Origin of the sequence: Citrobacter freundii complex sp. 2024EL-00216 (genome assembly GCF_043945515.1) — a bacterium.
Classification (GTDB): Bacteria; Pseudomonadota; Gammaproteobacteria; order Enterobacterales; family Enterobacteriaceae; genus Citrobacter; species Citrobacter portucalensis.
On sequence record NZ_JBIMRA010000043.1, the window covers coordinates 1 to 10,343 of the forward strand.

Here is a 10,343-nt window from a genome sequence, read left to right on the forward strand (position 1 = left end):
CTGAGGCAGCACCTGGCACGGCTGGGACGGAAGTCGCTGTCGTTCTCAAAATCGGTGGAGCTGCATGACAAAGTCATCGGGCATTATCTGAACATAAAACACTATCAATAAGTTGGAGTCATTACCTCAATAAAAAATCAGGCAGAGAGATGCCACCTAATTTTGTAGAAAGTTCAGATGCGCCCGGATGTATCTCAAGAATTGCTGATCGTTTTTCACATGCAGCTTTTTCATAATGCTGCGACGGGTGGCTTTGGCCTGAATTTCGCTTACCGAGAGCAAGTGAGCTGTTTCGGCTAAGGTATAGCCGCTGGCGAGAAACATTAAGAACTGACGTTCTTCGATAGAAAAGTTGCGAGTGGTGCAGTAATGGCAGATAGTTGCGGGCACGTTGTTGCGCAGCGCACGTTTTTGCAGGATGAGGACTAATTTTTTAGTCATTTCCTCAACGTCATCTTCCCGATAGATCAGTGGCAACATGTACAGGCAGGGCCGGAACATCAGCTTATCTTTATCGTTTCTGTTGCAGATGACAACCCGGTGTTGGCGGCGGGTATGGACCGGAATCTGATAGCAATCGGCGCTGAGCCAATCTTCATCCAGGGAAATAAACGCGATGTCAGCGCGATCGATATCCTCGACAGGCAAAAAGCAAATCTCCTGATGCCACTGATTTGCCAAATGGGAGATGATAATTTTTAGTCCATGTTCGAAGTGACTGTTTTCTTCCTTGATGGCGATACTTAACATTAAAGAGTTCCTGAACCGCTGGAGGGGTAAGGGAATGTTAAGCAAAATCATAAATATTCTAAATACATGTATCCCTAAATCTGGCGTTTCGTGGGCTGAGTTGTTACCAGGCGATTTCCTGGATACCCTTGAACAAGCAGAAAAAATCAACATTCGTTCACTTCGCCAGCAACTGAAACAAAAGGCATTGACTCAGCAGGCGCTGACCGTATAATTCACGCGTTTCATCTGCATGAAGTAATCACTTCGCAATGCGCCCTTAGCTCAGTTGGATAGAGCAACGGCCTTCTAAGCCGTAGGTCGTAGGTTCGAATCCTACAGGGCGTACCATTATGTTTCAGTAACTTAACCATTTTCTGCAAGTTCCTTATTTTCCAGATGGGACATATTTGGGACATCATCACTGAAAATTGAGTCAATTTGCTTCGCGTGTTCCGTTAAATGGTTCGGCGCAAGATGAGCGTATCGGCGTACCATTTCGATGCTCTCCCATCCTCCCATTTCCTGCAGAACAGAAAGCGGTACTCCGGACTGAATTAGCCAACTGGCCCATGTGTGCCTCAGGTCGTGGAATCGAAAATCCTCAATTCCTGCCCGGCGGCAAGCTGCATTCCATGCCCGCTGATCATCTACGCGCATCTTTCTGACAGTAGGCGTCTTTGACCCATCAGGACGGATACCTTCTTTCGTATGCACGAATACCCATTTATGATTCTTACCAATCTGGTCACGCAAAACTTTACAGGCAGTGTCATTCAGCGCTACGCCAATAGCGCGGTTTGACTTGCTGTCTTCAGGATTTACCCAGGCAACACGACGCTGCATGTCGATCTGCTGCCATTCCATATTGATGATGTTAGAACGACGCAGACCTGTTGCCAGCGCAAACTTAACAACTGACTTCAGGGGTTCCGGACATTCATCAATCAGCCTTTTCGCCTCATCTGCCTCAAGCCACCGGACGCGCTTATTGCGTACTGATGGAACCTTGATCACCGGCGCTTTCTCCAGCCATTTCCAGTCACGTTCTGCCGCCCGCAGAATTGCCTTCATCAATGCCAGATGCTTGGCTTTGGTGGAGGTTGTTACCGGTTTAGCTGAATAGACTGGCGCTGGTTCTCCATTCCTTTGCGCCGCGGCCGCTTTGATTTTCCATATCTCAAGCTGCTTGCGGTTGCTCATCCTGTTCACTGCTGAGTAAATCTTTTGCTCGGTCACATCCTTTAACCGGATCCCCTCAAAATGCGCCAGCCAGAAAGCCATACGGCTGCGGTCATCCTTCAGTGATTTCTTCTCTGCCTTTTCCTCCAGCCATCGCATGCAGGCATCGTCAAACGTTACATCAGGGAAATCGCCAAGCCGGTCTACTCGCCACAATTCAGCTTTGCGCTTGTCATGTAGCTCAGTAGCGAGCCGCTTGTCGGAAGTCCCAAGGCTTTCCTTAATTCGCTTCCCGCCCGGTGTCGAGTAGGACGCGTACCATATTTCACCTCTGCGGAAGAGTGACATTGTTTTTCCTCTGTTATGCCATCACCCGCGCTCACGGCGACAGTATGCAGCGGAGAGTTAAGTGCCGCAATGCATGCCTGTCGTGTTGTGAGGTAAGGGGATTTAGGTTTTGCGGGGTCTTTGCGGGTTGCTTGCAGTCGGCCTGAGCGGATCCAGTTAGTGGCTGTTGGTCTGGATATCTTAAGAAATGCGCAGGCCTCATCGAGTGTGAGGCTGTGTGATTCCATGGTCTCTCCTGTCAGTAAACGAGAGATACAGAACAGGCGATGAAAGCGATAATTAGCGCGGCAACAAATATCTTCGCCGATGTGGTGTATTTCATGTTTTCTCCAGGCAAAAAGAACCCGGCACTATTGGCCGGGCAAATTGGGGATAACGTGGCAGTGCATTCGCACCCAATAGCCAGCTCATAACTGGCTATCAGTTGCGTCATTTGAAGTTGTGCTCTTGCAGAGCCTCACCCAGACGAACAAGCCAGCGACCTAATTGCTCCATGGCTTCTTCTTTTGTCTCATGCAGGTCTGAGTGGATATTCATTGAGACCTGGTTGAGATGTGTCATCGGTCGATACTCGAGTTCGATGGGCCAATCGACGATTGTTGAATGCTCCTGCGAGGAGTGACTGATAACTGTGTATTTGCTGTAATCCTCTAGACCATTTGCATCTCGCTTAAATTCCTCAAGACGAATTGATGTCTTTCCCATAATCTTTCCTCAGTCCTGCTGCTTAACCGTGTAATTGCCGTTCGGCTTAACTCCCACTGCAAAATAGGTGCCGCCTGTAATGCCGATCCCCCACACATCGCTCGTTCCATCATTCGGTTTCTTCTCGCTGATGAACTTGCGCAGTGCAGCGATGGCGCTCTCAACATCCAGCGTTGAGTTAACCGTCATGGTGATGCGCATAATCTCTCCTCATGCCGCCCGCATAGCGCGGAGGCGTTTTAAGTGTTCTGCTGTTTCGATTTCTTCGGCGATCCGCTCGGCAATTTCGTACTTACTTGGTGCGTTTGATATCGCCAAAACGCGAGTTAGTAACGCTTCAAAAAGACGAGGGGAAATCAGATTGCACATTTCTTTGAATTGGTAGGCGAATGTTAACTTTTTGGTAATCCATGCAAGATGGGCATCATCGGCTGACTCGAACAGCCCGAGATAATGGTACTGGCGCATGAAAATGATTACGCTTTTGAATTTTGAAAGTGATGGAACGTACATAACGCCAACAGGTAATTCGCCGTTGTGTTTGCCTTTTGCGTTGATAAAAGAATTGAGCTGGCTTGGGATAAAAATACATGTTTCGGGGGAATAAACCTTATTGCCAATCACTGTAAAGTCCTTGTCCAACTCCCAGCCATCTACGTGATTTTGCTTCCACCATGCGAAAAAGGTTGTGAACGTGAGCCACTCTTCGCATACAGAGCAACCTTTGTAGTGCGGATGCTTTTCCTGGTAGGAGGGGCACGTTGCTCTCTGTAGCATTCCGCACCAAATATCATAAGCCCTATGGTTGATCACCTTTCCATCGAACTCGGCCCCTGTGCAGAAAGGTGAGTCGTTTTTACCAACACCTTTAACAAGGTTGTTCCTGTGAAATTTCCTTGGCTTACTCTCAAGAATTAAATCAATTTCGGCCCTGTCCATCACAACCCCCTTTGCTTGCGTATAAGCTCCAGGTCAGCCTGGCACTCCGCGCACGTCTTGCAGCCGGGAACGGCAGCGCGCCGCGGCACGGGAATTGGTTCGTCGCATTCTTCGCAACGCTCAGCTGATACTGCGTTGCGGTTCAATCTGTGAGCGGAAAGGGCAGCGTTGCGCTGAAGCTCTTCAATCTCTGCTGCGGTATCGATGATATCGGCCATGGTCAATACTCCCGGAACTGTCGGTTAATTCGGTTGAAGGTGAACACCAGCAATAAAAAAGGCCGCGATAGCGACCTGGTGATTCGTTTGGTTAGCGTCATGATTCGACTCCGTATCGGCCTTGCATGCGACCGATGCTGCTAACGAATGCCACCAGGCTAATACCCAGCGGCGCAATTTTCTGGTGATGCTTCTTGATGATTGGCGGAACTACTGCATTCCATTTCGGCTTAGGCCTGCATTTCATAGCCTGCTGAATCTCTGCAACGCATTTACGTCCCTGTGCGCGTACTGCGTTGTCTTGCTCTGGCGTCATGCGGCCTCCCTGCGGGCGAGAAGTTTCGCCCCGAAAGCCATCAGCTCGTTCCGATCCACAGTTGCGAAGTGGCAGTGTGTACGCGGATACGGTCGCCAGATGATGAGCATCGACCCTTTGTTGTTGCCGCTTACAGGCTTACCGGTGACCGGGTTGATAAATGCCAGCCGCCCGGCAGTGATGAAGCGAACTTCGCTGGCGGTCTGGATAGCCTCACGAAACCAGCCGACTGACGTATCAGCCGGAACCAGCATGACGGTGCCGATCTGGTTCTTACTCTCCAATGCGGCTTTCTTCACGAATGGTGTGATGTCGCTGTAAGGCGGGTTCAGCCAGACGTAGCCTGGCACATTAAGATAATCAGCCCATGACGTTTCCAGTGTGTTCTGCTCGGCGGTGATGAACTTCCTGCAAAGCGCGTTATGCGACGCTGCGGCTGCGTCCAGTTGAAAGCAGAACTCAGCATCCAGCGCAGCGAATAGTGCCGGTGGAGTGCGCCAGAGGTCACGCTGATCCGCTGGCGTGTTGCTGCCGGTATAATCAGTCACTTCGTACCTCCCCGTAACGACCGCGATACTTACGCATACGGTCATCAACGTAATCAGGCTCTACAGGCCCAACTACCATCCATCCCGGCCTGAATGACGCTTCTAAGTTGGCGCACCAGACTTCCTTTTTGTGCAACTCCTGAAGCCTGTCTTCCATGGTTGGCTTCTGGAAATCGTCATTTGCGATAGCTGCGAAGCATCGTGCCAGCACTTCTTCACGTGTTCCGGATCGCTTTGGTGGGCGCAGATATCCCGCCCCATGAAGAGGTGATGACATGATTTAACTCCGTGGGTTTATTTGGTCAGCTTCTGCCAGATGGATGAAATGTATTTGGCTTGGTGGATGGCATCATCCAGTGCACTGTGGCGGGTTCCTTCGAATGGCATATCGCGTTTAGGGTCGATGCCGATTACTTTACCCATCTCTACGACAGTACGTACATCTCGGTCATTCCACCATTGCCATGGCGCTTCCTGACCGGTTAGTGCGTAGCTGTTGCGAAGGATTACGCAGTCGAAAGAAGCACCATTACCCCATACCTGAATAAATCTCGGCTTGGCATGTTTGGAGATGAAATCAGAGAGCCATGAAAGAGCGGTTGAAAGCTCCTGCGTGTCAGTGGTTAATGCCTTGCGAGCATCTTCACCTTGTTCCATCCACCACAGGATTGTGGAGGCGTCAGGTCTGGCTCTGAATCGCATTGATGATTCGAGAGATACGTTCACCTGGAAGTCGGAACCAATTTCTCCGCTATTCGGTTCGAAGAATACAGCACCAATGGAGATGATCGGCGCGTACGGACCGTTACCCATGGTTTCCAGGTCAATCATTAAGTGGTTCATATCAGTCCTTAAAATGGAATATCGTCGTCAAAATCCATAGGTGGCTCGTTATGCTGTTGTGCCGGTTGCTGCTGTGTCCGTGGTTGCTGCTGTCTGTTTCCTGACGGTTTACTTTCCGCTTGTTTTCCGCCAAGCATCTGCATTGTTCCACCGACATTAACCAACACTTCAGTGGTGTACTTCTCCACACCGGATTGATCAGTCCATTTACGGGTGCGGAGCTGGCCTTCGATATAAACCTGAGAACCTTTTCTCAGATATTCGCTGGCTACTTCAGCCAACTTGCCAAACAGCACCACACGGTGCCATTCTGTCTGCTCTTTCTGCCCAACGCGCGACGGTTGGTAATCTTGCTGCAGCAGCTCGCCTTGCAGCTACTTCACCGGAAGCAATGAGCGCATGGCTACAGAACAACGCAGCTGATTTGCAAAGGGTTGGATTAGATCCCTCTGAGGTGGCGCAAACATACCAGCAGAATCCGCAGCAATTTGGGGAGTTCGTTGATCACCTGGGTATGGCGGCTCTTGGTCCTGTTGATTACTTCAATGCCCAGGACAAGATAGTTGGTCAGGCGCTTAATCGTGACAAACTCAACGAAACTGTTCGCAGCAATAAAGCTGGTGAAGGCCTCCAAGCTAGAGGGCAGAACATCACAATGCGCGGACAGGATATATCAGCAGCCACTGCCCGTCGTGGTCAGGATATGGCAAGTCAACGTGCTGGCGCGGCAGGTGGTCAAGGTGATCGCGTAGTCCAGTTAGCTGATGGCAGAACCGTTAATGTTGGTGGGAAACTTCACGGCGCTGGGGCAAATGCTTTTTATGAAGGCATCGACAATGCGGGGAATATGGTCCGTGTTCCTGCTAGCTCCATTGCCGCCCCAGCTACATCGGCAGCCAGTGCACAGAATTACGCAATGAAGAAAGATCTGGATGCAATTTCTGGTGCATCTGCCGACGACCTTGGCTTCATGACTGGAGTGACAGGTTCATCAGGATCTCCTGCTCTTGGTGCTGACATTCGTAGTCGCGCATCTGGTGGAGACCAGAGGAAGCTCTACAACGCAGCTCAACGTGTCCAGGGAAAGATGCAGAATCAGGGTATTGCAGCTGCTCGCGATATGGGGGCATCTGGCATCAACACCGTTGCAGAAGCAAAGATGTACTTTCAGGGAATGCCACAGGTTGACTATTCAAGCCCTGAAGCAATGCAGCAATCAATGCGAGACATCCAGCAATATACCGACAATTACAACCAGCAATATCAGGTTGATGTTGGTAATGGTGGAAATCGTCAGCAGTCAGCACAGCCATCCGCACAACAAACAACGCAACCGAAAACATCTGACTACCAGTCTCTATGGGGTGATTAATGGCTAAGGCATGGAAAGACGTTATTGCCTCTCAACAGTACCAGGCATTAGCACCAGAGCAGAAAGCACAGGCGCAGGAGCAATACTTCAATGAAGTAGTAGCTCCGCAAGCCGGAAGCGATGCAGAGCAGGCTAAACAGGCTTTCTATGCTGCTTATCCACCTCCAACTACTCAACAACCAGCACAACAACCACAGGATTCGGCGCAGCCACAGCAACAGGGTGGCTTCATGTCCGATCTTGGAAATGCTGCCGCAGAAACGGGGCGTGGGTTACTACAGGCTGGCGTTAATCTGGCAAATATCCCGGCTTCAATGGCTGATGCGGTAGCTAGTGCCGGGGCATGGGCCGGTCAGAAACTTGGTATTGGTGACGGAACTTATCAGCCAGCACCCCGCGTCACGACACAGGGACTTGAGCAGGACTTTGGATTACAACAAGGTACCCTTACGCCTCAGACGACAGAAGGTAAAATCTTCTCTGAAGCGCTGCCATATTTGACTCCTGTTGGTGCAGAGAGAATTGCAGCGCAAGCGCCATCTATTGCTGGTCGGGTTGCTCAGGGTGCATCACGCTTGCTGGCAGAAAACGCCGTTGGTTCATTGGCTGCAAATAGTGAACGTGATAATCCAGAAGCTCTGGCAACAGACTTGGGAGCTGGTGTTGTATTGGGTGGGGCAATTAACCAGTTAGGTCGTGCCGCTGGCGCTGCTTATCGTGGAGTTCGCGGTACGATCGCACCAGAAGCGCAGCAGGCTATTCAGTTCGCTAACGCCGCTGATGTTCCTCTGCACACGACTGACGTTTTGCAGCCTAACTCCCGAGTCGGGCGCATGGCCCAAACTACTGCGGAGAATATTCCATTCGCCGGTACAAGCACTATGCGAGCTAATCAGCAAGAAGCTCGCAGTCAGTTGGTAGATGAGTTTGCATCTCGATTTGGTGAATACGATCCGTCGATTGTGGTTGGTAGTCTGAAAGCTAAAACATCAGGCATCAAACGCGCTGCAGGTAATCGCCTGGAGCAAGTTCAAAACGCAATGACAGGAGTAAACATCCAGCCGTCAAAGGCTATTCAGCAGATTGATACTGAAATAGCCAGTTTGCAAAAGCTTGGCAAGGTTGCGGATAACGATACAATTTCTAAACTTCAGGCATATCGTGATGAGCTTACCAGAAATGCCGGGGCAAGCGGTCCAATGGCAATGGATTTGCAGCAGTTAAGCGGACTGAGAAGCCAGTTTAGGCAGGATGTTAAAGGGGAAAGAGCGGTATTGCCTAACCGTTCTGACGCAGCGATTCAGCGCATTTACAACGCAATGACTGGGGATATCGACAGCGCTATCGGGCAGAATCTTGGTAATGACACACTGCGTCGTTATAAGCAGGCTAACGCAATATATGCTGACGAAGCCAACAAGCTCCAGAATACTCGCCTCAAGAACGTGATCATGAAGGGTGATTTAACACCTGAAGTGGTAAACAACATGATTTTCAGCAAGAACAAATCAGAGGTTCAAAATCTTTACCGGTCAGTCGGGCAGGTTGGTCGCGCACAAATGCGTAACGGCATTATCGGAAAGGCTATGGAGAAATCAGGCGGTTCTCCTGACCAATTCCTGCGCCAGGTAAATATGATGTCTAACCAGACGGGAATCGCTTTTAAGGGTCGCGACGCTGCGTATCTGAAAGGACTGAAGAACTATCTTGAGTCAACCAAGCGTGCAGGACAGGCCGGGGTAACAACGCCGACAGGCCAGCAGACAATACCGTTCATTTTAGGTATTGGCTCTGCAACAAACCCTGCACTCGTTGGAGTAGGTGGTGGTTATGGATTGCTGGCGAGAATGTATGAGAGTGAACCAGCACGAAATGCAATGCTTCGACTGGCTAACACGCCACGAGGTTCTACCGCGTTTGAGAAAGCGTTAGCTGAAGTTGAACGGGCTGTTAACTCTGTTGCTCAGGGAGCTAAATCAGATGCATTAAGCGAATAGCAACTTACCTACGACTATTCCGCATAGTAACAAGGCAAAGTTAAGCAAGTCACGTTCCATAAAGCCTCCTGATTAATTAATCATAACCCAAATATAACGCAACGCTGCACAAGTATTAGCTTGTGCGGTTTCGCTTCTCCCGGAGCATACTAAATGTCAGACATCATACCTAATATTGTCGTGAGCCAACCGGCTCAGTTATTCACATTGGCTCGTTCATTTAAATCCAACGCTAACGGTAAAGTTTATATCGGTAAGATTGACACTGACCCGGTTAATCCAGCTAATCAGATTCAGGTATACATTGATCCGGAAGATGGATCAGATCCAACACCAGTTTCCCAGCCAATCATTATAAACGCTGCTGGATATCCTGTTTACAACGGGCAAATTGCTAAATTCGTTACCGTTGAAGGCCATTCAATGGCAATTTATGATGCTTATGGCTCTCAGCAATTCTACTATCCAAACGTGTTGAAGTATGACCCTGATCAGCTTCGTCAAGAGCTAGCAGGAGATGATGGTTATTTGCTAATACCCAGCATTCCAATACCAGTCTGGAAGTCAAATGGGGATGTCAGAGGGTGGGGAGCTAAGTGTGATGGAATTACTGATGATATCACTGCTATTACGAATGCTATCAGTGATACTGGTGGTAACATCATAATTCCAGGTGACGTGTTTGTCAGCACTCACATTCTAGTAAAAGACAAGACAAACCCAGTGGTTGAATTCACAAATGGTGCAACTGTCAAAATAGATACGTCATTTATTTTTGCTGACAAATATAGGGGGATTATTTCTATAGATAATTGCATTAATCCAAAAGTTGTTAATCCAATAATCATTGGCGCAAAATTAGATAAGTTTAATGGCGGTGTAGACCCAGTTGAGGATGGTGATTCAGGAATAGAATATATGAATTGCACAGGGTTATGCCACACCATTAACCCTAATGTGATTGATGTTAAAGCATGGGGTGTAATACATATAAATATTGAAGATTATCATGTAGAAAATCGGTAATGACTCCAACTTATTGATAGTGTTTTATGTTCAGATAATGCCCGATGACTTTGTCATGCAGCTCCACCGATTTTGAGAACGACAGCGACTTCCGTCCCAGCCGTGCCAGGTGCTGCCTCA

16 protein-coding genes, 1 tRNA gene and 3 pseudogenes are annotated in these 10,343 nt (G+C 49.2%); 7 read left to right on the forward strand and 13 right to left on the reverse strand.

The window, feature by feature from the left end; genetic code table 11:
- A partial coding sequence (locus ACHHZ7_RS24815; protein ID WP_001691633.1) for an IS1 family transposase occupies positions 1–111 on the forward strand: 111 nt, incomplete at its 5' end.
- A 45-nt stretch (positions 112–156) separates the two neighbouring features.
- Here ACHHZ7_RS24815 and fimW read toward each other — a convergent pair.
- Complete coding sequence (gene fimW, locus ACHHZ7_RS24820) at positions 157–750, reverse strand: fimbria biosynthesis transcriptional regulator FimW (protein ID WP_008784010.1); 594 nt, start codon at positions 748–750, stop codon at positions 157–159.
- A 34-nt stretch (positions 751–784) separates the two neighbouring features.
- Here fimW and ACHHZ7_RS24825 point away from each other — a divergent pair, with 34 nt between their 5' ends.
- Complete coding sequence (locus ACHHZ7_RS24825; RefSeq protein ID WP_003831122.1) at positions 785–964, forward strand: hypothetical protein; 180 nt, start codon at positions 785–787, stop codon at positions 962–964.
- Between the two features lie 39 nt (positions 965–1,003).
- Positions 1,004–1,080 (forward strand) — tRNA-Arg (locus tag ACHHZ7_RS24830).
- A gap of 15 nt (positions 1,081–1,095) precedes the next feature.
- Here the strand turns inward: ACHHZ7_RS24830 and ACHHZ7_RS24835 are convergent.
- Together ACHHZ7_RS24835 and ACHHZ7_RS24840 are read right to left on the reverse strand one after the other, a co-directional pair.
- Positions 1,096–2,259 carry a site-specific integrase gene (locus ACHHZ7_RS24835; protein WP_192464150.1) on the reverse strand — a complete coding sequence of 388 codons (1,164 nt, stop codon included), beginning with the start codon at positions 2,257–2,259 and terminating at the stop codon, positions 1,096–1,098.
- A 131-nt stretch (positions 2,260–2,390) separates the two neighbouring features.
- Positions 2,391–2,486, reverse strand: a pseudogene (locus ACHHZ7_RS24840) (helix-turn-helix domain-containing protein); the annotation flags it as partial.
- A gap of 39 nt (positions 2,487–2,525) precedes the next feature.
- Here ACHHZ7_RS24840 and ACHHZ7_RS24845 point away from each other — a divergent pair.
- Entirely contained in the window at positions 2,526–2,672 is a 147-nt protein-coding gene (locus tag ACHHZ7_RS24845; protein ID WP_192464151.1) for a hypothetical protein, read from the forward strand.
- Between the two features lie 16 nt (positions 2,673–2,688).
- On the opposite strand, the gene ACHHZ7_RS24850 is transcribed toward ACHHZ7_RS24845, so the two are convergent.
- From ACHHZ7_RS24850 to ssb, 9 genes are all read right to left on the reverse strand, one after another.
- Positions 2,689–2,964: a hypothetical protein gene (locus ACHHZ7_RS24850; RefSeq protein WP_192464152.1), complete on the reverse strand. Its 276-nt coding sequence runs from the start codon at positions 2,962–2,964 to the stop codon at positions 2,689–2,691.
- Positions 2,965–2,973: 9 nt separating this feature from the next.
- The gene (locus ACHHZ7_RS24855) at positions 2,974–3,165 is read right to left on the reverse strand and encodes a hypothetical protein (RefSeq protein ID WP_192464153.1); all 192 of its coding nucleotides are present in this window, start codon (positions 3,163–3,165) and stop codon (positions 2,974–2,976) included.
- A gap of 9 nt (positions 3,166–3,174) precedes the next feature.
- The gene (locus tag ACHHZ7_RS24860; protein WP_192464154.1) at positions 3,175–3,903 is read right to left on the reverse strand and encodes a hypothetical protein; all 729 of its coding nucleotides are present in this window, start codon (positions 3,901–3,903) and stop codon (positions 3,175–3,177) included.
- A complete protein-coding gene (locus ACHHZ7_RS24865) occupies positions 3,903–4,121 on the reverse strand; it encodes a TraR/DksA family transcriptional regulator (protein WP_192464155.1) in 219 nt (72 codons plus the stop codon). Before ACHHZ7_RS24865 ends, ACHHZ7_RS24860 begins: the two co-directional genes overlap by 1 nt.
- 97 nt (positions 4,122–4,218) lie before the next feature.
- A complete protein-coding gene (locus ACHHZ7_RS24870; protein WP_121567097.1) occupies positions 4,219–4,437 on the reverse strand; it encodes a hypothetical protein in 219 nt (72 codons plus the stop codon).
- Positions 4,434–4,985, reverse strand: coding sequence for a phage N-6-adenine-methyltransferase (locus ACHHZ7_RS24875; protein ID WP_192464156.1), 552 nt, complete (start codon positions 4,983–4,985; stop codon positions 4,434–4,436). Before ACHHZ7_RS24875 ends, ACHHZ7_RS24870 begins: the two co-directional genes overlap by 4 nt.
- Positions 4,978–5,262, reverse strand: coding sequence for a hypothetical protein (locus ACHHZ7_RS24880; protein ID WP_192464157.1), 285 nt, complete (start codon positions 5,260–5,262; stop codon positions 4,978–4,980). The genes ACHHZ7_RS24875 and ACHHZ7_RS24880 overlap by 8 nt, the downstream gene beginning before the upstream one ends.
- A 17-nt stretch (positions 5,263–5,279) precedes the next feature.
- A complete protein-coding gene (locus ACHHZ7_RS24885) occupies positions 5,280–5,828 on the reverse strand; it encodes a 3'-5' exonuclease (RefSeq protein ID WP_192464158.1) in 549 nt (182 codons plus the stop codon).
- A gap of 8 nt (positions 5,829–5,836) precedes the next feature.
- Entirely contained in the window at positions 5,837–6,202 is a 366-nt protein-coding gene (ssb, locus tag ACHHZ7_RS24890; RefSeq protein ID WP_192464160.1) for a single-stranded DNA-binding protein, read from the reverse strand.
- Here ssb and ACHHZ7_RS24895 point away from each other — a divergent pair.
- The 3 genes and pseudogenes from ACHHZ7_RS24895 to ACHHZ7_RS24905 form a co-directional block, all read left to right on the forward strand.
- A pseudogene (locus tag ACHHZ7_RS24895) lies at positions 6,157–7,200 on the forward strand (phage DNA ejection protein); the annotation flags it as partial. The gene ssb and the pseudogene ACHHZ7_RS24895 overlap by 46 nt on opposite strands.
- Positions 7,200–9,197, forward strand: a complete 1,998-nt coding sequence (locus tag ACHHZ7_RS24900) for a lytic transglycosylase domain-containing protein (protein WP_192464159.1) — start codon at positions 7,200–7,202, stop codon at positions 9,195–9,197. The pseudogene ACHHZ7_RS24895 and the gene ACHHZ7_RS24900, both read left to right, overlap by 1 nt.
- A gap of 153 nt (positions 9,198–9,350) precedes the next feature.
- Positions 9,351–9,863: pseudogene (locus ACHHZ7_RS24905) on the forward strand (phage tailspike protein); the annotation flags it as partial.
- A 370-nt stretch (positions 9,864–10,233) separates the two neighbouring features.
- Here the strand turns inward: ACHHZ7_RS24905 and ACHHZ7_RS24910 are convergent.
- Positions 10,234–10,343, reverse strand: a 110-nt coding sequence (locus ACHHZ7_RS24910) for an IS1 family transposase (RefSeq protein ID WP_019725171.1), incomplete at its 5' end; no start/stop codon positions are given.

Coding starts and splice junctions, on each gene's coding strand:
- fimW (WP_008784010.1), bottom strand. CDS start 750: ATGTTAAGTATCGCCATCAAGGAAGAAAACAGTCACTTCGAACATGGA.
- ACHHZ7_RS24825 (WP_003831122.1), top strand. CDS start 785: ATGTTAAGCAAAATCATAAATATTCTAAATACATGTATCCCTAAATCT.
- ACHHZ7_RS24835 (WP_192464150.1), bottom strand. CDS start 2,259: ATGTCACTCTTCCGCAGAGGTGAAATATGGTACGCGTCCTACTCGACA.
- ACHHZ7_RS24845 (WP_192464151.1), top strand. CDS start 2,526: ATGAAAGCGATAATTAGCGCGGCAACAAATATCTTCGCCGATGTGGTG.
- ACHHZ7_RS24850 (WP_192464152.1), bottom strand. CDS start 2,964: ATGGGAAAGACATCAATTCGTCTTGAGGAATTTAAGCGAGATGCAAAT.
- ACHHZ7_RS24855 (WP_192464153.1), bottom strand. CDS start 3,165: ATGCGCATCACCATGACGGTTAACTCAACGCTGGATGTTGAGAGCGCC.
- ACHHZ7_RS24860 (WP_192464154.1), bottom strand. CDS start 3,903: ATGGACAGGGCCGAAATTGATTTAATTCTTGAGAGTAAGCCAAGGAAA.
- ACHHZ7_RS24865 (WP_192464155.1), bottom strand. CDS start 4,121: ATGGCCGATATCATCGATACCGCAGCAGAGATTGAAGAGCTTCAGCGC.
- ACHHZ7_RS24870 (WP_121567097.1), bottom strand. CDS start 4,437: ATGACGCCAGAGCAAGACAACGCAGTACGCGCACAGGGACGTAAATGC.
- ACHHZ7_RS24880 (WP_192464157.1), bottom strand. CDS start 5,262: ATGTCATCACCTCTTCATGGGGCGGGATATCTGCGCCCACCAAAGCGA.
- ACHHZ7_RS24885 (WP_192464158.1), bottom strand. CDS start 5,828: ATGAACCACTTAATGATTGACCTGGAAACCATGGGTAACGGTCCGTAC.
- ACHHZ7_RS24900 (WP_192464159.1), top strand. CDS start 7,200: ATGGCTAAGGCATGGAAAGACGTTATTGCCTCTCAACAGTACCAGGCA.